A 20,335-nucleotide genomic window follows, 5' to 3' on the forward strand; every position below is an offset into this window, starting at 1 on the left:
GCTTTACTTCCTTTTAACTTCGTGATGTTTTTGAGCGTAATTAGTTTCCTTTCTTATTGCTAACGTTTATTTAAAAAAATGATGTAAAAATAAATTAAAAATAGAAAAATTATCTTTTGTTTACCATATCTAAAGAATGATTTAATTATTATTTAACTTGATGAAAATAAATAAAAATTAAAATTATGTGATGGAGTTAATGTTAAAATTTGTATATTATTTGTTTAATTTTTGATTTCTCTTAAATCACGTTAAAAAGATACAAATTTTAAATAATTGGCTGGTTCCAAAACTTTAATGGAAAAAGGTAGAAATGATGAAAAAAACCATCTTGGCATTGATGTGTGCATTCGCGGGACAATTCACATATGCAGAAATAATTAAAGTCAATGGTGAGGGGACTGCCACAATTGTAAAAAAAGATCCGAATGGCACACGCAATCAGGCATTTAATAATGCAAAAATGGATGCTGTTATTGCAATGATCAAAAAAATAAATGGTCCTCAGGCCATGGTCGATGCACAACAGCATCTAGATGAAATTGTTAAACAAGTAGATTCTACCTATATTATTAATCGCGGTAGCTCGACACAAGGCAATAATGAATTGGTGACTCAAGTCAGTCTGGAAATGGATGATCAGGAGTTTCGTTCCATTTTAAATGATCTTGGACTTGCAAAGAAAAATAGCCGGACCAGCCCTATCATGATTGTGATGGATGAATACTTTGGTGTTCCTAAAGATAATGCCAAACCTGTTAAAGAGTTTACCTCATATTTTTCTGACCGTAGTTATAGCTATGATGAAGATGCCAGCTATAAGGCAAGTGAAAGCGCTAAAGCCAGTGCTTCAGACTCGTATTCATCTAAAGGCCGTTCATCTGCTGCATCAGGCTATGCCTATGGTAATTATTATGGTGCTGGTGCAGGTATTTCTGCGCGCTCAGCAAGCCACAATAATTCAGGTAAATCATCATCTTCAACCAGCTATAACGCCAGTGAATCGGCTAAATATAGCCAATCTGAACGGCAAAATGATATTCAAAGTTTTGTGAAATATGTGGAGTATCAGACTCCAAGTACCAAGGCTGAACGCGATAACCAAACCTTAAATTCTATAGCGAGTTCTGCATCGCGTTACGATTTACGTTTGCTGGATTCTGACCGTTTTAGAAGTCAGTATTTAAATGGGCGTAGCATGACCATTCAACAGCTAATGAGTGATGCTGAACTGAATAAACTGGTCACTGCAGCACGTAAAGAAAAAGCGGACTGGTTTATGGCGGGCAGTTCTTATATTTATGATCGTGGACGTTCACAGGCTACGGGACAGTTTGTCTGTGATGGTGCCGTGAGTTTTAAAATCTATTCTGTAGATGATTCGACGCTAATGGGCGGTGAAACCCGTACAGAATCATCGACAGGAGCGACGACAGATTCATGTCGAACCAATGTAGCGAAAAAACTGGGTGAATTGGCGATTAGCCAAGTTGGACCACAGATTTTAGGTTATGCAAAAAACCGTTCGATGTATGGTAAAGAAATCACCATTTTTGTGAAAAGTGTTTCAGGCAATGTGTCTTCACGTTTAGGCGATGATTTGTATATTGCCCTAGACGAAATGGAGGGTGCAGAAAATATCGATATTCGTACTCAAGATGGAAAATTGGTTGAAATGACCATGACCTATAAAGGTGAAAAGCCGATGAGCGCAGAATTGGCCAAAGCACTGCGTAAGGTCAATCCAACCTTATCGAGCGCTGAACGTTTACAAGCCGGTAATACCATCACATTGTGTATTGGTGGTACGCAATGCAAATAAAATTCAAAGCCTTATGTTTGGCTATGCCAATGCTATGTTCGGCAGTGGCGCATGCAGATATTCAGATTTATACATCGAAAGGAATTTTTGGTCTGGAACAAGGTTGCCGTGCTGACCCGAACAAGTATGAAGCCAATGGGGCTTCAATTGTCTGTGATTTTAGCCGGGCGATTGATAATGATGTAATTCGTAAGCAAGCCGAGCAAGTGTTTGTACAAGGTTTAAAGCAGAGTTTAGGCGAACAGATTGTCGATAGTATTTCGCAAAAAACCAAACATCGGACTTATGTCGCTTCACTTGAGGTACTGCGTGCCAGTGAGTATGTGGTTAGAAAAGATTCTACGGCAGAAATATTTTTACCGGTGACCTTAAGCTTAAAACTGACCAATGTGTTGTCTGGTGAAGTAATTTACAGTGACAGTAAAACCTTGTCTCAGCCGATTCAGGTCTTAAGTTCCGATGTTGAATCGGCTGCAACCAAAGCTGCGATTCAACAGAAATTTCAAAGTAGCTTACTGACTTTGACGCAGCAACTCACACAGGACTTGAAAGCCAAGCTGCAAGTGACGGAAATTGATACTCAGGTGATTGATCAGTGGAAATCCTATCTGGTGCTGGATAAAGGTTTTAAGCAGGGCATTGCGATACAGGATGAACTCAGTTCTGCTGAAGGAGACCTGATTCGGGTGGTACATGCAGACAGTGATTATGCGGTGGCTGTACCGGTGCTGATGCAGGGCAACAGCAAACGCTTTAGCAAGGTATCAACCAATATGCGTCAGGCCATGAACAAACCCAAAGCCTTGGTGGTGGATGTTTTGACCTATCAAGGTGAGTCCAAAGATTTAATCGAACAGATTTTTTCGGATGCCGTTGGTGAGCAAGCCTCTTTTACTTTGACGCCGGTCAACCGTCGTTATAGTGCTATGGCACAAAGTGTCAGTGAACAGACCGCTTTGGCACAAAGTACGGACATTAATCAGCGTGAGCTGCCGGAATTCTTTATCCGGATTAATGTGATTCCAGTGATTGCCTATCAGCAGCAGATCGGAAAAATGACCCAACAGCAGATTTTTCATAGTGAAGTTTTTGCTGAAATGATCGACCGTTCCGGTCGTGTAATTTATTCCGCGCATGCAACCGATGATATTAAAGACGTGATTTCTGAGGGTATGGGCTTTTCTTTAGAAGCGCGTAAAGAAGTCGTGCTAAAAAATGCCCTGTTGAAATTGGGGCAACAATTTCAAAAAGGGATTCAATTTACCCGATCAGATTTGAAAGTTTCTAATTCAAGTTCGAAAAGCATCACGATTGATGATGCAGGTGAACGCTTAAGTACCGGCATGAAAGTTCATGTCTATCATCAAGATAAAGCTGCAGGACGAGACATCCTGATTCCGACCTGGGAAGCAACTGTGCTAGAACGCCAAGGCGGAAAGGTTACGGCACAACTGGATTTTCCTGTCAGCAGTAGTGATCGGCTCCCTGTGCGTTCGGGAGACCGTATTCTAATTGATAGTTCTGCTCCTGTAGGTGATTCCAAGCAGGCACGAGTGCTCTGTCCAGGTTTGCATACTGAACAGGTGGGGGAAATTCCATTTTATGGATTTGGTCCGCTGCTTTATCACGCTTTTACCAGTCAATCGAAACGACCATTTTATGCCACCGGTTCTGGCTTTAAAGGGCAGACATCTCTGCAAGATTCGGTGCTGCATATGACTGAAAATTCAGGATTTAAAAAGAATATGGATTTAAATTTCTATATTCCCAAAGATGAATGCTTACAACCTGTATTCAAGATTGACGTGAATAAGGACAGCGTTAAATGTAATGCAGATAAAAGTAACTGTGATGCTACGTTGGTTATGGCCAGCGGTGCGCGCAGATTCAACCAGAAGGCTGAAAAAATTGGTGCTTATGGTTTACAGCAGGAAATTCAGTTGAAAGGTATTGTGCATCAACATCGTCATGAAATGTATAACATTCAGATGTTTGAGGCCTTACCAAAAATTTTAAATCAAATCGTGCAAAAAGCCGATTCTTCACAATAGGGGTAACAAGGTATGAAAAAAATTGCGATTGCTTTAGCAATAACGGCATCAATGGGAGCATCAAGTGTTTATGCAGGTTTTGGTTCACTCAGTAGCCTTGCTTCGACACTGACTGAATCTGCGACTGGTGTATCTTCATCAAATATGGATCTTAATGGTTTCTTTACTCAAGCCAAAGCAACCAATGCGATGTTCATTCAAAGCCGTAGTGCTTTAGCGTCATTACTTGCAAGTAAAAAGGACTCAGATGAATTAAAAGCAAAACAGAAAAGCCTGAAAACAACTTCTGATTTGAAAGAAAAAGAAGCTATTCAAAAAGAAATTGTAGCAATGTCTAATGCTGTTTTAGAAGCGTCTCAAAATGACGAAGCAGCAACAGTCGCTAAACTTTCAGCATTGAATATGGAGCAAAAGAAATACTTATTGGATTCTGCAACAAACTTTGTCATTGCAAGTTTAACTGCCCGTGAATTGGCGGTAGGAGCTAAACAGGTAAGTACCAGTTTGATGACAAATCCAGCCGGTTTGACTAACACGGGTTTATCTTTAGTTGATGCAAAAAATGTTGTCGGTGATATAACTGGCATTGCTAAAAATTCAAGTATGGCTTTAGTGGAATATCCGAAACTGTTTAAAAAAGCCGGTATTGAATTTAAAATGCCAACTAGCTCAGCTGAAAAACCAAAAGTTCTCAACGATATTTAAAAGTTGATTGAAGTTAAATATTCCCAATAAATAATTGAATTTATTTGGGATGATTGAATTAATGTCAGAAATAAAAAAGAGCCTGTTTATTAGGCTCTTTTGCTTTTGATTTTACTTATTCCTTTTCGCCAAAAATATATTACTCATCCGATTTACAAACTGCGGACTCACTTTAGACAGGCTGAACAGGATTTTAGATTTAATGCCTACAGGATGGTGAGTTGGGGTAAATATAGTGTCTTTTACCTGAACTTGCTGATAAACCTGTAGCGCGACATCATCTGCACTTAAGTGCACGCCCATATTTTGAATGCTGCCGGCATCCATGTCTTTCACCATGGCAGTTTGCACAAATAACGGCATAACATCTAAGACCCGGATGCCATATTTTTGCCATTCAATATCCAGCGCTTCGGTCAAACCGCGGACGGCAAATTTACTGGCAGAATAAGAAACCAGATCTGGTTGACCATAAATGGCGGAAGCTGAGGACAGGTTGATTACCCGAGCAAAGGAAGCTTGTTGTAAATAGGGAAGAGCTGCATGGCAACCATTGAGCATACCTTTGACATTAATATCGATGGTTCGATGATGTGCGGCAATATCGGTCTGTTCAAATGTACCTGAGTAGAGAATGCCGGCATTATTGACCAGCACATTGATTTCTCCTGCCCAAGCATGAAATTCGCTTAAAGCCTGTTGCCATTGACCATAATCACTGACATCTAGTAATCCGGCTTTGGCCCATGCTCCTAAATTCTGGGCCAGCGTTTGCGCTGCCGGCAGATTGATATCATAAATGCCGACTTTGTAGCCACGTTGATAAAACAGCGTTGCAATTGCTGCACCAATTCCTTGTGCTGCACCACTAATAAAGATACTGTGCATCTGCTTTTCCTTTTTTCAATTTTTTTATGATGTGTCATTTATGCATAAATTGAGCATAACAAAAAATGAACTTGAAAATGTAGTCTGTCTGAAATGTGGGAGTGATGAAAACATGGATAAATTATTGGCAGTGATGCGCGAACTACGTGAAAAATGTCCATGGGATCAGCAGCAGACCCCACAAAGCTTAACCCGTTATGCCATAGAAGAGGCGTATGAAGTTGAAGCAGCGGTCAGAGCAGGCAATGCTAATGAAGTGAGGGATGAACTGGGTGACTTGCTGTTACAGGTAGTGTTTCAGTCACAAATGTATAGCGAGCAAGGGGCATTTGATTTTAATGATGTAGTGAATGCCATTACTGAAAAATTGATCCGTCGTCATCCGCATGTATTTCAGGCTGAACAATTTTCACAGCTCAGTGCAGAAGATGTTTCGCTACTTTGGAAGCAGATTAAACAGCAGGAAAAACAGGGCAAGCCACAATCACGCCTAGATGACATCAAACATGGCCCGGCCATTCAGCAGGCGCATGACATTCAAAAAAATGCCGCACAAATTGGTTTTGATTTTCCCGATGTCACCGGAGCTTATGGCAAACTGAACGAAGAGCTGGCCGAGTTACAACAGGCGATGCAGGGGCAAAATTCCGACGAAATATTCGACGAGTTTGGCGATTGTTTGTTTTCACTGATCAATGTTGGACGTAAACTAGGGCTTTCTAGTGAAATGGCACTGTTAAGTACCATTCATAAATTTAGAACACGTTTTGCTTTCATTGAAGATCAGGCTCAGAAACAACATAAAAATATTGAAGCCCTATCATTAGAAGAAATGGATCAACTGTGGGAGCAAGCGAAACAACAATTAAAATAATAGGTTTCCCAATGAAAAAAATAATACCTATCTTCAATAGGATCTTTTATATTTTTGCGATGTTGTCCTTATTGAATGTATCCAGCAGTTATGCTCAACAGTTTGACCAGCAATATTTGAAATGGAAGGCTGAACAGGAGGCTCAGGATGCTCGTTTAAAGATTCCGCGAGTCTCCACCAAAAACTATTATCTGGCCAAACCTGCTTTAACTTCAGCAACAGCGAACAAGATTAATTTGAATCAAGCTAATCTCGAACAGCTGCAAACCTTGTCCGGCGTGGGCTTAAAGAAAGCTGAAGCGATTATTGCCTATCGGCAAAAAAATGGAAAATTTAAAAATATTGAAGAGTTGCAGCAGGTCAAGGGCATAGGACCTGCACTGTTTGCCAAAAATAAAGACCGATTGGCTGTGTAATAGCGGATGATGATTACTCAGAATGTTGAACAAAATATTGAGCATCGAGATAATCAAATTGCCCTTTGATTGTGTTAGAGATATGATTAGCGTCATCTTAGATATTTTACGTTCAGACGTAGGAGACAGCGTCTTTTGCAAACTTTGCGCGCGTCAAAATGTGGTTTATCAACCGCTCAATTACCTTCTTCCATATTAGATGTTATTGATGCCTTAACCAAGGCAGGCTATGAAGCTTATATCGTCGGTGGTGGTGTCCGTGACTTAATGTTAGGTCTGAATCCTAAAGATTTTGACGCGGTTACCAATGCAACCCCGGCTCAAGTGAAAGAAGTCTTCGGACGACGTTGCCGTATTATCGGCCGACGTTTTGAGTTGGCGCATGTCTATTCCGGTCGTGAACTGATTGAAGTCGCCACGTTCCGTGCCCCGCCTAAAAAAGCAGTGACTTCTGCTTCAGGGATGATTTTACGTGACAACAACTGGGGCACGATTGAGCAAGATTTTGCCCGCCGTGATTTTTCGATTAACGCGATGTATTACCAGCCGCGTAAGGGCATTGTGCTGGATTTTTGCCATGCCATTGATGATATAAAAAATAAAACCTTACGCTTGTTGGGTGACCCCACTTTGCGTTTTGAAGAAGATCCGGTACGGATGCTGCGTACTTTGCGTTTTGCAGCAAAATTAAATTTTAGTATTGCACCGGAAATTTTAGAGATTTTTACCCCGGCGATGACCCAATTGTTGCGTGATATCTCTCCGCATCGTTTGTATGATGAATCGCAGAAATTGTTCACCATGGGACATTTAAATCGTGTTCTACCCATGTTGATCGATTTTGATATCTGGCATCAGCTGTTTGCTGATATTCGTCCAGAAATTTCAACCTTTATTGAACGTGCGGCCATCAATACCGACCAACGTATCCAAATCGGGAAAACCATCAACCCGGCATTTTTCTATGCCGTATTGTTATGGAAACCGTTTTTAGAACGCTGTGAATTTTATTTGAATAAAGGTGTGGTACCTGCTGAAGCCCGTGCTCAAGCGGGTTTAGATGTGTTAAAACGTCAGGCCACTCGAACCATTATTCCACGTTTTGCCGAAACCTTTATTCGTGAAGTCTGGGAAATGCAAACCCGTTTGCTGAATCCTAAACCGCAGCAAATTCAGGCTTTATCCACCCACGCGCGTTTCCGTGCCGGATTTGACTTCCTGTTGCTGCGTGAAAAGTCGGGCGATGACAGTACGCAGGGCATGGGCACATGGTGGGATGCGTATCAGCAGATGAGTGCGGATGAAAAAGAACGTGCCATCAGTCAGTACAACCGTCAGCGTGCGAAAAATCGCCGTAAAGCCAGTACGGAAGAGGTAGTAGAGACTAAATCGGTCGCTGCCGTTGCTGAAATTGAACCTTTGGTGAACGAGCCTGAACCACGTAGTCGTCGTGAGCGTAAAAGCAGAACACGCGCTGAAAAACCGGTTCAACAAAATGCGGCTTCTGCTGGTTCGGAAATTGGATATGATCATCCAATTTTAAAACGTAAGCGGGTGAAACGTGATTTAAGCCAAGTGATTTTTGGGCCAACACAATGAGCACAGTCACTTATATTGGTTTAGGCAGTAACCTGGGGGATTCACGGCAAATTTTGATTGAAGCTGTGCAGAAGCTTGCCACCCTGGGGGCGGTTAAAACCTCCAAGTTGTATCAAAGTCCACCTATGGGACCACAAGACCAACCGAATTATTTAAATGCGGTTGCAGAACTGGTGACGGATTTAGCACCTTTGGCCTTATTGGATCAATTGCAACGTTTTGAACAGGAATCCGGCCGGGTGCGTTTACGTCGTTGGGGCGAACGGACTTTGGATCTGGACTTATTGGTCTATGGTCAGCAACAGATTCAGAATGAACGCTTGACGGTCCCTCATGTGGGGTTGTTGGAGCGTGATTTCGTGGTCATCCCATTGTTAGATTTAGATGCCAATATAGAAATTAAAGCACAACAATTAAAAGATTTACCTCTGGTTCAACATCCGACTTTATCTGTTTTGGATGATGAATCTTGGTCAAATATTTAATTTAGGCATGTTCAAGCAACGTGTTAGAGGAACATCGTGATGATTAGTCTCAGCGACTTAAGACAATTTAAAACGGATGGGCGCAAATTTTCCTGCCTGACTTGCTATGACGCAAGTATGGCCAAGGCGATGGAAATTGCAGAAATTGACAGTATTTTAATTGGCGATTCTTTAGGGATGTCGATTCAGGGGCGAGATTCAACCCTGCCTGTGACTGTAGAAGACATGGCGTATCATACTGCAGCAGTACGCCGTGGTAATCAGCATGCCTTTATTATGACGGATTTGCCGTTCATGAGTTATGCCACCCTCAATGATGCCTTGCAAAGCTCAAAAGTAGTGATGCAGGCGGGGGCACAAATGGTCAAAATGGAAGGTGGTGCCTGGTTAAGCGAAACCGTGACTGTGTTGACCCGTAACGGAATTCCTGTTTGTGTGCATTTAGGTTTAACACCGCAGTCTGTACACGTGTTTGGTGGTTATAAGTTGCAGGCACGTACCCGTGCGGCCGCAGATCAGTTGATTGCAGATTGTAAAGCTGTGGTCGAAGCGGGGGCTGCACTATTACTTTTAGAATGTGTACCTGCACAACTGGGTAAAGAAATTAGTGAGTTGTTTCCGCATATTCCAGTGATTGGTATTGGTGCTGGTGCAGATACGGACGGTCAGGTCTTGGTAGTTCAGGATATGCTTGGATTAACCTTCGGTCGTGTGGCTAAATTTGTCCGTAATTTTATGAAAGAGCAAGCTGGGGAAACGGCCATTCTGGATGCTTTTAAAGCATACCATGCAGCAGTCCAAGATGGTTCATTCCCTGCTAAAGAACAAACATTTCAAGTCGAGCTGTAAACATGAAAACTGAAACGACCATTCAAGGATTAACTGCTTCACTGAGTCCAGCTCGATCGGCACGAAAGATTATTGGTTTTGTCCCGACCATGGGTAATTTGCATGAAGGTCATTTAAACCTGGTGCGTGAAGCACGCAAGTTATGTGACGTGGTTGTGGTCAGTATTTTTGTCAATCCAATCCAATTTGGGCCAAATGAAGACTTCGACAACTATCCACGTACTTTGGAACAGGATAGCCATTTGTTGGCTGATGTTGGCTGTGACATTATTTTTGCTCCGACTGTAGAGCAAATGTATGGCAACAAGCCACGTTTAACCAACATCAGTGTGTCTGAAATTACCAATGATCTGTGTGGCTTGCAGCGTCCAGGTCATTTTGATGGTGTGGCCGTTGTAGTGACCAAACTGTTTAATATTGTGCAACCTAATTTTGCATTCTTCGGGCAAAAGGATTATCAGCAACTGGCGGTGATTCGTCAGTTTGTACGTGATCTGAATATTCCACTTGAGGTGATTGGTGTGCCGATTACTCGTGCTGAAGATGGTCTGGCGCTTAGCTCACGCAATGGTTATTTAAGTGAAGAAAACCGCAAAATCGCACCGACTATTTTCCAAACCTTAAAAGCCGCTGAACAGGAATTGCATCAGGGTGTAGCTCTGGCCGAAGTGTTGGAAAATATTAAGCAGAAGTTGACACAAGCCGGTTTTATTGTGGATTATGTGGAAGCGCGTACTCCGGAATTACAAAAAATTGAAGCATTTGATCAGGATGTGGTGCTGTTTATCGCAGCCAAATTAGGTAATACCCGACTGATTGATAACTTGCAGATTGCATATACTGCATAGACTTCACTATTAAGGACAGCCTTGCCATGAAGCGTATTTTAATCGTTACAGGACAATCTGGATCAGGAAAATCATCTGCCTTGCAGGTGCTTGAAGATTTGGGCTATTACTGTATTGATAATTTGCCATTGGCATTGCTGCCTGAAATTGTTGAAAAACTTGATCATGAAAATAATCTGGAACAACTGGCGCTGGGCGTGGATGTGCGTAGTACCCGTGCAGATTTGCAGGAGTTTGATCATGTTTTTGAGCAATTACAGAGACATGGTTCGGTCGACATTATTTATTTGACCACCCAAGATCAAGGACTAATTTCACGTTTTAGTGCATCACGTCGTCCGCACCCTTTAGCCAGTCGTTTTAAAAGCCTGAATGAATGTATACAGGAAGAAAAAACCTTACTACTTCCAATCCAGTTGCGTTCAACGGTGCATATAGATACGACGGATAAAAGCGTACATGATCTGAAACACACCTTATTGTCTAAACTTGGACAATCAGATAACCTGATTTTAATTTTACAATCATTTGGTTATAAACACGGTATTCCGCTGGATGCAGATTATGTCTTTGATGTACGTCATTTGCCTAATCCGCATTGGGATCTGGAACTCCGTAAATATTCAGGTCTGGATCTGCCTGTACAGCAGTTTTTGCTGCAAAGTGAACAAACCAATGAAATGTTCCAAGACATTTATCATTTTTTAGATAAGTGGTTGCCTGCCTTTGCTGAAGGTCATCGTCACTATATGACGGTGTCGATTGGATGCACGGGAGGGCAGCACCGTTCGGTATATATCGTAGATAGACTCAAAAAAGCCCTTGAGGAAAAATGGTCTATCCAAGTCCTCCACAGAGAAATGAAGCACTGGTCATGATTGACACAACTGTTGACGTAATTAATAAACTAGGTTTACATGCGCGTGCGTCTGGAAAACTAATTGAAGTGACCACCAAATTTCGTTCATCGATTCAAATTGGTAAAGGTGACAAATTAGTCGATGCAAAAAATATTATGTCCTTGCTGATGCTCGGTGCAGGCAAGGGCACAACTTTACGTTTAGTGCTGGAAGGTGCAGATGAAGAACAAGCTTTGTCTGAAATTCTGGCGCTATTTGCAGCAAAATTTTACGAGGCAGATTAATCGTGGCACGTCGACCGCAACAGCGTTTTACAGAAGATGACTTTGATAGTTTAGAAGGACGTGCGAGTAAAACCGAACAAAAGAAAGCAGTGCAACGTATGGCTGCTTTGGGCGAACAACTGGCTGAATTGAGTATCAAACAGATTCAGAAACTTCCGGTAGAAGAACGCTTAATTGATGCTTTACTCGATGTACGTAGTATTACTTCGGGAGAGGCTCGTCGCCGTCAGTTTTTACGTATTGGTAAATTATTGCGTAATGAAGATGAAACCATGATTTTGTCTTATTTGACCCCACAGCAAGGTGCGAAAAAAACTGCACAGTTGCAACGTTGGGTCGACCGCATGATTGCGCAAGGTGATCCGGTGATCAAGGAATTCATGAAAGCGCATAATGCTGCTGAGCATCACGCAATTCGTCAGCATATTTTGCGTATCCATCGTGATATTAAAAATCAGGTGACTGAAGAAGAGCTGGCTGCATCCAAGTTAAAACTGTTTAACTATATTCAGCAAGTGGCGTTGATTTCAGATAATTGATTGCCAGTTTTCATACGTAAACTAAAAAAGCGACTCGATGGAGTCGCTTTTTTTCTTCTCTCTTTTAAAAGGTGAGAAATGATATTTTACAAGGGCTAATCCCCCTAAATCCCCCTTTAAAAAGGGGGACTTTACCTATCTGATGAAGGATTACTGAAACTCACCCGCAGAACGTTCTTTGGCCCAGTCACGCAAGATGAATTTTTGCAGTTTACCGGTTGAGGTTTTTGGAATTTCGGTAATTACCAAATCTTTAGGTACTTTGAAACGGGCCAAATGCTGCTTACAGAATTCAATCAGTTCTTCAGGGGTTGCAGTTTTGCCTTGTTTCAGTTCCACAAAGGCACATGGGACTTCCTGCCAGCGCGGATCCGGTTTTGCCACCACCGCAGCAGTCAGAACAGCAGGATGCTGATACAGCACTTCTTCTACTTCAAGTGAGGAAATATTTTCACCGCCGGAAATAATCACATCTTTAGAGCGATCGGTAATTTTGGCATAGCCATCCGGTTGGCACACGGCCAGATCTCCGGTGTGGAACCATCCACCGGCAAAGGCCTCAGCCGTGGCTTCCGGATTCTTTAAATAGCCTTTCATCACGATGTTGCCACGGAACATAATCTCGCCCATGGTTTTGCCATCATGTGGCACTTCTTGCATGGTGTCTGGATCAAGCACTTTCATGCCATCTTGCAGTGGATAAGGCACGCCTTGACGTGAATGCAGTTGTGCCTGTTCCTGAATCGACAGGTCGCTCCAACCCGCTTGTGAAGCACACAGTGCAGAAGGACCGTAGGTTTCAGTCAAGCCATAAACATGAGTCACGTTAATGCCGATGTTACGCATACCTTCAATGATTGCTGCAGGAGGCGCTGCACCTGCCACCATGACTTCGACACGGTGATCGATCTTGGTCTTTTTCTCTTCAGGGGTATTGATCAGCATCGACAAGACAATCGGCGCGCCACAGAAGTAATCGACTTTGTGTTCGGCAATTAATTTAAAGATCAGTTCGGCATCGACTTTACGCAAGCAGACGTTAGTGCCGCCATTGGCCGCCATGGTCCAGGCAAAACACCAGCCATTACAGTGGAATAAGGGAAGTGTCCATAAATAGGTAGCACGCGGCATCATGCCGCAAGCAATGATGTTACTGGCTGCATTAATGTAGGCACCACGATGATGATACACCACGCCTTTCGGGTTGCCCGTGGTTCCAGAGGTGTAACTTAAGCTGATGGCATCCCATTCATCTGTGGGTAAATGCCAGTCAAAATTGGCATCGCCCTGTGCAATCCAGTCCTCATATTCGATGTGACCAATACGGCTATCTGCACCTTCATATTCTTCATCAGCAACATCAATGACATAGACTTCTTGCGGGATGAGCGCCAATGCTTCAGTGGCCACCTTGCTAAATTCAGGGTCAACCAGCAACACTTTGGTTTCAGCATGTTCAAGCATGAAGGCCAGTGTTTTGGCATCCAGACGGGTATTTAAGGTGTTGAGTACTGCACCGGCCATGGGCACGGCAAAATGTGCTTCTATCATGGCAGGCACGTTAGGCAACAGTACTGAAACGGTATCATTTTTACCAATGCCTAATTGCTGGAGCTGGTGTGCAAACTGACGGCAACGATTATATTTTTCACGCCAGGTAATACGGCGCTGACCATGAATAATCGCATTTTGATTGGGGTAAATATAAGCCGCGCGATCCAGATAGCGTAAAGGGGACAACGCTACAAAATTTGCGGGGGTACGCGGTAATTCATCGTATGCGCTAACCATGATTAAACTCCATTCTATATTTGTTTTCATATCCTGTAGAAAAAGATATGCACTTCTTGAAAATCTTGCATCTATGCTTTAGTCGAGTGCTATTTGATAATTTTTAAAACATTGAAATATATATAAATTATTTTATAGCACTTATTTTTTTGAACTTATGGGTTCCCATATTTGCTTTTTTAGGTATTTTACTCTAACTGGGCAATTAAAATAGTATCAGCCAGGGAATAATAATGAAAATACAACAGGTGGATAAAGGATGGCAGAACTGGTCTGGGAGTCAGCAGGCGCATCCGGAAATTTTTCAACCTCGGCAGCTGAATGAATTACAAAAAATAGTGAAATCACATGAGCATATTCGGGTCGTTGGAGCAGGACATTCCTTTAGCGCATTGGCCAAGACCGATGACGTGTTGCTGAGTCTGGATCATTTCAACGGTTTGCTGGCCTATGATGAGGCGCAAATACAATCTACGGTTCAAGCTGGAACCCGTTTATCTGAGCTGGGCGAAGCGCTAGCGCCCATCCATCAGGCTCTCATTAATCAGGGGGATATAGATCAGCAAAGTCTGGCGGGTGCTATTGCCACGGGCACACACGGCACCGGTATGGATTTACCTTGCTTATCTGCCTTTGTCGAAGGATTCGAATTACTCACCGCAGATGGCGAACTGTTGCCATGTAACCGGCAGCAAAACACGGACATCTTTCAGGTTGGACGGGTGGCCTTGGGAAGTTTTGGTGTGATGACCAAAATAACTTTGCAAAATCGTCCCGCATACAAATTAAAAGAACAGATCCGATTGTGCCCCATTCAAGAGGTTTTTAGCCAGATTGATCAATGGAAGGAGCAACACCGGCATATTGAATTTTGGGCCTTTATCCATTCAGATCTGGTGATGTTAAAAACTCTGGATGAAACGGATGAAATTGTTCAGCCGAGAAAAGAGACATGGCCTTCTGAGGATGCCTTGCTGACCTTGTGTTCTGAATTGACCCGAAGGTTCCCGGTGACGAATGCTTATCTGCAAAAACTGCTGGGTGTCTTTGTCAAACCGAGCTGCTATGTCGATTGGTCGCATCGCATTTTTCCTACGCCACGCAAGACCAGATTTAATGAAATGGAATATCAGATTCCGCTGGCGTTGGGTTTGCAATGTCTGGAAGAAGTTTTAGCGACTTTAAGAAAGCATCACGTCCCGATGTTTTTTCCCATTGAGTTTCGTTATGTCAAAGCGGATGATATTGACTTAAGTCCTTTCTATCAGCGTGACTCGGTTTCCATTTCCATCCACCAGTTTTATAAGCAGGATTATCACGCGGTTTTTCATCTGGTTGAGCCGATTTTACAGAAATGTCAGGGACGACCGCATTGGGGCAAGTTGCATTCCATGACGGCTACCTCGCTACGTGATTTATACCCAAAATGGGACGAATTTATGACGCTGCGTCAGCAGTTGGACCCGCAGAAAAAATGGCTGAATCCCTATTTGAAGCAGCTATTTCTGTCTGGAAAATGAGGTGAGGGTAATGCAATCCAATTATTTTCAGCAACTGACGCAGCAGTTACAACAGCAGGGCACCGGTACACCACAGCTGATTCTGGATCTGGTGCACTATCAGCACAATTTGGATTATGTACAGTCGCATTTGCCGGAACAGCTCAAGCCACGTTTAGTGGTGAAATCATTGGCCAATCTGCAACTGCTTAAACTGGTGAGTGAAACGCTGAATACCCAGCGCTTCATGGTCTTTCACCTGCCACATCTGACGGAAGTGATAAACGAGTTTGAGCAAGCGGATATTTTGCTAGGTAAACCGATGCCGATACATGCAGTGGAACGGCTGTATCAAAATCCGCTGTATCACAACATGCAGATTCAGTGGCTGATTGATGATATGGGCCGCTTACAGCAATATTTGCAGCTGGCACAATGGTTTAACATTTGTTTGCAGGTGAATATTGAAATTGATGTGGGCCTGCATCGCGGGGGTGTGCAAAATCTGCAGCAATTTCTGGCCTTGCTCAAGCTGATTCAGCAACATTCAGCAACATTCAGCCCATCTCAAATTGAGCGGATTGATGGGCTATGATGCACATGTGGCCAAACTGCCGAAAATTTTAAAATCAGCTGAAAAAAGTTATCAACAATCGCAGCAAAGTTATCAACAGTACAAAATGATGATTCAGCAGCACTTCCCGGATTTATGGCATGAAAACTTGTGCTTCAATGGTGGCGGCAGTCCTACTTTTATGCAGCATTGTCGGCAGAGTGTATGCAATGATCTGGCTTTTGGCTCGATGCTGCTCAAGCCGAGTGATTTTGATCTGGAAAATTTATCTGCGCTGAAATGTGCCTTATGGATTGCCACGCCAGTATTAAAAGCCTTGCAATATAGTAAGTTACCCGGTCTGGAAGTCCTCAATCATCTGCCGCATTCCTATAAAGCGCTGTTTATTTATGGTGGTTACTGGCAGGCCGACTATATTTATCCTGAAAAGAGCAAGCTGAATCGTTGGTATGGCCGCAGCAGCAATCAGGAAATGCTGCTGGTACCGAAACATTGTGAACTGGCTGCGGACGATTATGTCTTTTTAAGGCCGACGCAAAGTGAAGCGGTGATTCCGCAATTTGCCCAGCTTTATGCTTATGCAAATGGCAGTTTTGTTGCGTGGGATAATTTTCGAGAATAAAAAATATCAAGCGCTATTCCTTAATTTTCAGGAGCACGGTAGATTGGCAAATAAATTCAAAATCAGTCAAATCGCGAATTTTCTAGGCGAAAAGGTTTAATCCTGTGGATAAGACGTGTAAAATTCTAGGCGATTTTTATTTATCCACCGTTTTTATCTTTTGAGGGTCTCCCTCGATCATAATCTCGCGGTGACATGCTCCATGGTACGGGGCATCACTCCTTAAGGATTTCTTATATGCCAATTATCACTTTGCCAAATGGCGATCAAAAACAGTTTGATCATGCCGTATCTGTGATGGAAGTTGCTCAAAGCATCGGTCCTGGTCTTGCGAAAAATACTGTTGCTGGTCGTGTGAACGATCGTTTGGTTGATGCCAGCGACTTAATTACTGAAGATGCAAGCCTGCAAATCATCACGCCTAAAGATGAAGAAGGGGTCGAAATTATTCGTCACTCTTGTGCACATTTGGTGGGTCATGCGGTTAAACAACTGTTCCCTGAAGCAAAGATGGTCATTGGTCCAGTCATTGAAGAAGGTTTCTACTATGACATCTGGATGCCACGTCCATTTACTTTAGACGACATGGCAGCGATTGAAGAGCGTATGAAAAAGCTCATCGATCAAGATTATGATGTCGTGAAAAAAATGACCCCGCGTGACGACGTGATTGCAGAATTCACTGCACGTGGCGAAGAATACAAATTACGCTTGATTGCAGACATGCCTGAAGAAACACAAATGGGCTTGTACTACCATCAAGACTACTTGGATATGTGCCGTGGTCCGCACGTACCGAACACCAAATTCTTAAAATCATTCAAGCTGACTAAAATCTCTGGTGCTTACTGGCGCGGTGATGCGAAGAATGAACAGCTGCAACGTATTTACGGTACAGCGTGGGCAGACAAGAAACAGCTTGCAGCTTATGTAAAACGTATTGAAGAAGCTGAAAAACGCGACCACCGTAAAATTGGTAAAGCACTCGACTTGTTCCATATGCAGGAAGAAGCACCGGGTATGGTGTTCTGGCATCCAAATGGCTGGACTATTTACCAGGTACTTGAACAGTACATGCGTAAAGTGCAGCAAGACAATGGTTATCTTGAAGTGAAAACTCCGCAAATTGTGGACTTCACGCTTTGGGAAAAATCAGGTCATGCGGCAAACTATGCCGAAAACATGTTTACTACGCATTCAGAAAGCCGTAACTATGCGGTGAAACCGATGAACTGCCCATGTCACGTGCAAGTGTTCAACCAAGGTTTGAAATCTTACCGTGATCTTCCAATCCGTTTGGCAGAGTTTGGTTCTTGTCACCGTAACGAGCCATCAGGTTCTTTACATGGCATTATGCGTGTTCGCGGCTTTACTCAAGATGATGCACACATTTTCTGTACCAAAGAACAGATTGGTAAAGAAGTTGCTGATTTCATCAAATTGACTTTAGACGTTTATAAAGACTTCGGCTTTGAAGAAGTGCAAATGAAATTGTCTACACGTCCAGAAAAACGCGTAGGTGATGATGCACTTTGGGACATGGCGGAAAAATCTTTGGCAGATGCTTTAGATGCTGCTGGCTTGGCTTGGGATTTACAGCCAGGTGAAGGTGCATTCTATGGTCCGAAAATTGAATTCTCATTGAAAGACTGCCTAGGCCGTATCTGGCAGTGCGGTACTATTCAGTGTGACTTTAACTTGCCAGAACGTTTAGATGCTTCTTATGTAACAGAAGATAACGATCGTGACCAGCCTGTAATGTTGCACCGTGCAATTCTTGGCAGTTTCGAGCGTTTTATTGGTATACTGATTGAACACTACGCAGGCTTTATGCCACCTTGGTTAGCACCAACTCAAGCGTGTGTGATGAACATTACCGATTCACAAGCTGAAGCCTGTGAGTCAGTCGTCGCGAAACTGAAAGAAAACGGAATCCGTGCCATTTCTGACTTGAGAAATGAGAAAATCGGCTTTAAGATTCGTGAACGTACTTTAGAGCGTATTCCTTACTTACTGGTTCTTGGAGACCGTGAAGTTGAGGAAGGTACAGTGAATGTCCGTACCCGCTCAGGAAAAAATTTGGGTACTATGTCAATCGATGCCTTCGTTGACCTAGTGAAAGCAGCCGTAGCCGAACGTGGCCGGTACATTGTGGAGTAAAAGCGATTAAACAGCCTGACCGTAATCAACAGGGCGGAAAATCAAACCGTCCTGCCTTGAATGATGAAATTCGTGCAAAAGAAGTCCGTCTTGTAGACGAAAATGGAGAGCAAAAAGGTATCGTAAGCTTGGCTGATGCCTTACGTGCAGCTGAAAATGCAGATCTTGACCTGGTTGAGATTGTTGCAAATGCAGAGCCACCAGTATGCAAAATCATGGACTTCAACAAGCATTTGTTTGATCTCAAGCAAAAGCAGAAAGAAGCGAAGAAAAAACAGCATCAAGTCCAGGTGAAAGAAATCAAGCTCCGCCCGGCGACAGATGTTGGTGATTACAACGTAAAATTACGTGCCATTATCAAGTTCCTTGAAGAAGGCAACAAGGTAAAAATCACTTTACGCTTCCGTGGTCGTGAAATGGCTCACCAACAACTCGGTCTGGCTCAATTGCAAAAAGTTGAAGCGGATGTGGCTGAAGTTGGTGTAGTGGAACAAGCACCAAAAATGGAAGGCCGTCAAATGGGTATGCTACTTGGACCGAAACGTAAAAAGTAAGCACTCAATGATTGAAAAAAGCACTGCACTGGCAGTGCTTTTTTTATGGCGATGATTTTTTTGAATCATCTGTTTAATCGACAGACTTAATGATAAAAAAGACCGGTCATTGACGGGTCTTTGAAATAGCTATTTCACCGTTTCAGTTTTCGTTTCGGCGGCGGTAATCTGCTCCGTGGTTTTGCTGCCAATTGGAATTTGCCGTGGCATAGCTTCTTCCGGAACACTGCGCTGCAAGTCAATTTTCAACAGGCCATTTTCATAATCTGCCTGTTGGACTTCAATATGTTCATCCAGACGTAGCGACAGTTTAAATGAGCGGCTGGAAATGCCTTTATGCAGAAATTCAACCGTGGTATCTGAATTTTCTTCAATCGCTTTACCGCTAATGGTCAGTAACTGGTTTTCCAGATTAATCTCAAGTTGATCCTGATTAAATCCGGCGGTGGCAACAACAATGCGGTAATTATTGTCACCTGTTTTTTCAATATTGTAGTGCGGGTAATTGGGAGTATCGCTTTGCATGGCATAATCGAAAAGATCATTTAAACGATCAAAACCAATACTGCGACGGAATAGGGGACTAAGACTGAAATTGCTCATGGTAGAACCTCCTCAGTACAGTGAATGAAGTTTGATAAACGAAGGAAATACAGGGAGATAGAATATCTACAGTATTTAAAGCCATCTTTGAAAAGATCATCGCTCTATTTTTTATATAGGATTGTTTTGGATATTTTCAATCATGGAAAATATGAAAACTGAAAAAAATTCTGGATCGAATAATTTTAAATAAAAATAGATATTTATATATTTTTTTGATTTTTAAGCTGCAATCAAGATTAATGATTTATCAATAAAAAACATGATATAAGTAAGCATACCGTTCAAGAATGTCATGTAAAACGAGAAAGG

18 protein-coding genes and 1 pseudogene are annotated in these 20,335 nt (G+C 42.7%); 16 read left to right on the forward strand and 3 right to left on the reverse strand.

The genetic code is table 11. The features are described from left to right. Positions 1 to 316 precede the first annotated feature (316 nt). Genes FB6_RS02385 through FB6_RS02395 form a run of 3 tightly spaced genes read left to right on the forward strand, consistent with a single transcriptional unit; the run spans position 317 to position 4,578 of the window. Entirely contained in the window at positions 317 to 1,822 is a 1,506-nt protein-coding gene (locus tag FB6_RS02385) for a hypothetical protein (RefSeq protein WP_174558469.1), read from the forward strand. After that, positions 1,813 to 3,873: a hypothetical protein gene (locus tag FB6_RS02390; RefSeq protein WP_254592183.1), complete on the forward strand. Its 2,061-nt coding sequence runs from the start codon at positions 1,813 to 1,815 to the stop codon at positions 3,871 to 3,873. The genes FB6_RS02385 and FB6_RS02390 overlap by 10 nt, the downstream gene beginning before the upstream one ends. Positions 3,874 to 3,885: 12 nt before the next feature. Then, complete coding sequence (locus tag FB6_RS02395) at positions 3,886 to 4,578, forward strand: hypothetical protein (RefSeq protein WP_174558470.1); 693 nt, start codon at positions 3,886 to 3,888, stop codon at positions 4,576 to 4,578. Between the two features lie 111 nt (positions 4,579 to 4,689). Here the strand turns inward: FB6_RS02395 and FB6_RS02400 are convergent, their stop codons facing one another. After that, a complete protein-coding gene (locus tag FB6_RS02400) occupies positions 4,690 to 5,466 on the reverse strand; it encodes an SDR family oxidoreductase (RefSeq protein WP_174558471.1) in 777 nt (258 codons plus the stop codon). Positions 5,467 to 5,578: 112 nt separating this feature from the next. Here FB6_RS02400 and mazG point away from each other — a divergent pair, with 112 nt between their 5' ends. From mazG to yjgA, 9 genes are all read left to right on the forward strand, one after another. Continuing rightward, positions 5,579 to 6,340 (forward strand): nucleoside triphosphate pyrophosphohydrolase, encoded by a 762-nt coding sequence (gene mazG, locus FB6_RS02405; RefSeq protein ID WP_174558472.1) that lies wholly within the window; start codon positions 5,579 to 5,581, stop codon positions 6,338 to 6,340. An 11-nt stretch (positions 6,341 to 6,351) separates the two neighbouring features. After that, complete coding sequence (locus FB6_RS02410; RefSeq protein WP_174558473.1) at positions 6,352 to 6,756, forward strand: ComEA family DNA-binding protein; 405 nt, start codon at positions 6,352 to 6,354, stop codon at positions 6,754 to 6,756. Positions 6,757 to 6,891: 135 nt separating this feature from the next. Further along, positions 6,892 to 8,355 carry a polynucleotide adenylyltransferase PcnB gene (pcnB, locus tag FB6_RS02415; RefSeq protein WP_174558474.1) on the forward strand — a complete coding sequence of 488 codons (1,464 nt, stop codon included), beginning with the start codon at positions 6,892 to 6,894 and terminating at the stop codon, positions 8,353 to 8,355. Next, positions 8,352 to 8,840, forward strand: a complete 489-nt coding sequence (gene folK / locus FB6_RS02420) for a 2-amino-4-hydroxy-6-hydroxymethyldihydropteridine diphosphokinase (RefSeq protein WP_174558475.1) — start codon at positions 8,352 to 8,354, stop codon at positions 8,838 to 8,840. Before pcnB ends, folK begins: the two co-directional genes overlap by 4 nt. Positions 8,841 to 8,879: 39 nt before the next feature. Next, positions 8,880 to 9,689: a 3-methyl-2-oxobutanoate hydroxymethyltransferase gene (gene panB, locus FB6_RS02425; RefSeq protein ID WP_174558476.1), complete on the forward strand. Its 810-nt coding sequence runs from the start codon at positions 8,880 to 8,882 to the stop codon at positions 9,687 to 9,689. A 2-nt stretch (positions 9,690 to 9,691) separates the two neighbouring features. Then, entirely contained in the window at positions 9,692 to 10,537 is an 846-nt protein-coding gene (panC, locus tag FB6_RS02430) for a pantoate--beta-alanine ligase (RefSeq protein ID WP_174558477.1), read from the forward strand. 26 nt (positions 10,538 to 10,563) lie between these two features. Then, a complete protein-coding gene (gene rapZ / locus FB6_RS02435; RefSeq protein ID WP_174558478.1) occupies positions 10,564 to 11,415 on the forward strand; it encodes an RNase adapter RapZ in 852 nt (283 codons plus the stop codon). Next, a complete protein-coding gene (locus FB6_RS02440; protein WP_174558479.1) occupies positions 11,412 to 11,681 on the forward strand; it encodes an HPr family phosphocarrier protein in 270 nt (89 codons plus the stop codon). The genes rapZ and FB6_RS02440 overlap by 4 nt, the downstream gene beginning before the upstream one ends. A 2-nt stretch (positions 11,682 to 11,683) precedes the next feature. Then, positions 11,684 to 12,220 (forward strand): ribosome biogenesis factor YjgA, encoded by a 537-nt coding sequence (gene yjgA, locus FB6_RS02445; RefSeq protein WP_174558480.1) that lies wholly within the window; start codon positions 11,684 to 11,686, stop codon positions 12,218 to 12,220. Positions 12,221 to 12,370: 150 nt separating this feature from the next. Here the strand turns inward: yjgA and FB6_RS02450 are convergent, their stop codons facing one another. Continuing rightward, positions 12,371 to 14,011 carry an acyl-CoA synthetase gene (locus tag FB6_RS02450; protein WP_174558481.1) on the reverse strand — a complete coding sequence of 547 codons (1,641 nt, stop codon included), beginning with the start codon at positions 14,009 to 14,011 and terminating at the stop codon, positions 12,371 to 12,373. 233 nt (positions 14,012 to 14,244) lie between these two features. On the opposite strand from FB6_RS02450, the gene FB6_RS02455 reads away from it, so the two are divergent. The 4 genes and pseudogenes from FB6_RS02455 to infC all read left to right on the forward strand — a co-directional run bounded on the left by FB6_RS02455 (position 14,245) and on the right by infC (position 19,420). Further along, positions 14,245 to 15,531 carry a D-arabinono-1,4-lactone oxidase gene (locus tag FB6_RS02455; RefSeq protein ID WP_174558482.1) on the forward strand — a complete coding sequence of 429 codons (1,287 nt, stop codon included), beginning with the start codon at positions 14,245 to 14,247 and terminating at the stop codon, positions 15,529 to 15,531. Positions 15,532 to 15,541: 10 nt separating this feature from the next. Then, positions 15,542 to 16,706: pseudogene (locus FB6_RS02460) on the forward strand (alanine racemase). A 237-nt stretch (positions 16,707 to 16,943) separates the two neighbouring features. Continuing rightward, complete coding sequence (thrS, locus tag FB6_RS02465) at positions 16,944 to 18,866, forward strand: threonine--tRNA ligase (RefSeq protein WP_174558483.1); 1,923 nt, start codon at positions 16,944 to 16,946, stop codon at positions 18,864 to 18,866. Positions 18,867 to 18,871: 5 nt separating this feature from the next. After that, positions 18,872 to 19,420 (forward strand): translation initiation factor IF-3, encoded by a 549-nt coding sequence (gene infC / locus FB6_RS02470; RefSeq protein ID WP_174558515.1) that lies wholly within the window; start codon positions 18,872 to 18,874, stop codon positions 19,418 to 19,420. A gap of 129 nt (positions 19,421 to 19,549) precedes the next feature. Here infC and FB6_RS02475 read toward each other — a convergent pair whose 3' ends face one another. Then, entirely contained in the window at positions 19,550 to 20,023 is a 474-nt protein-coding gene (locus FB6_RS02475) for an Hsp20 family protein (RefSeq protein ID WP_174558484.1), read from the reverse strand. Positions 20,024 to 20,335: the final 312 nt, after the last annotated feature.

The sequence above is a fragment of the Acinetobacter bouvetii genome, assembly GCF_902753875.1.
In the GTDB taxonomy this organism is placed as follows: domain Bacteria; phylum Pseudomonadota; class Gammaproteobacteria; order Pseudomonadales; family Moraxellaceae; genus Acinetobacter; species Acinetobacter bouvetii_A.

What these genes read in the sequence shown, in the direction of transcription:
- mazG (WP_174558472.1), top strand. Translation starts at nt 5,579, where the DNA reads ATGGATAAATTATTGGCAGTGATGCGCGAACTACGTGAAAAATGTCCA.
- FB6_RS02455 (WP_174558482.1), top strand. Translation starts at nt 14,245, where the DNA reads ATGAAAATACAACAGGTGGATAAAGGATGGCAGAACTGGTCTGGGAGT.
- panC (WP_174558477.1), top strand. Translation starts at nt 9,692, where the DNA reads ATGAAAACTGAAACGACCATTCAAGGATTAACTGCTTCACTGAGTCCA.
- FB6_RS02450 (WP_174558481.1), bottom strand. Translation starts at nt 14,011, where the DNA reads ATGGTTAGCGCATACGATGAATTACCGCGTACCCCCGCAAATTTTGTA.
- FB6_RS02400 (WP_174558471.1), bottom strand. Translation starts at nt 5,466, where the DNA reads ATGCACAGTATCTTTATTAGTGGTGCAGCACAAGGAATTGGTGCAGCA.
- FB6_RS02410 (WP_174558473.1), top strand. Translation starts at nt 6,352, where the DNA reads ATGAAAAAAATAATACCTATCTTCAATAGGATCTTTTATATTTTTGCG.
- FB6_RS02395 (WP_174558470.1), top strand. Translation starts at nt 3,886, where the DNA reads ATGAAAAAAATTGCGATTGCTTTAGCAATAACGGCATCAATGGGAGCA.
- rapZ (WP_174558478.1), top strand. Translation starts at nt 10,564, where the DNA reads ATGAAGCGTATTTTAATCGTTACAGGACAATCTGGATCAGGAAAATCA.
- folK (WP_174558475.1), top strand. Translation starts at nt 8,352, where the DNA reads ATGAGCACAGTCACTTATATTGGTTTAGGCAGTAACCTGGGGGATTCA.
- FB6_RS02440 (WP_174558479.1), top strand. Translation starts at nt 11,412, where the DNA reads ATGATTGACACAACTGTTGACGTAATTAATAAACTAGGTTTACATGCG.
- FB6_RS02385 (WP_174558469.1), top strand. Translation starts at nt 317, where the DNA reads ATGAAAAAAACCATCTTGGCATTGATGTGTGCATTCGCGGGACAATTC.
- FB6_RS02390 (WP_254592183.1), top strand. Translation starts at nt 1,813, where the DNA reads ATGCAAATAAAATTCAAAGCCTTATGTTTGGCTATGCCAATGCTATGT.
- panB (WP_174558476.1), top strand. Translation starts at nt 8,880, where the DNA reads ATGATTAGTCTCAGCGACTTAAGACAATTTAAAACGGATGGGCGCAAA.
- thrS (WP_174558483.1), top strand. Translation starts at nt 16,944, where the DNA reads ATGCCAATTATCACTTTGCCAAATGGCGATCAAAAACAGTTTGATCAT.
- FB6_RS02475 (WP_174558484.1), bottom strand. Translation starts at nt 20,023, where the DNA reads ATGAGCAATTTCAGTCTTAGTCCCCTATTCCGTCGCAGTATTGGTTTT.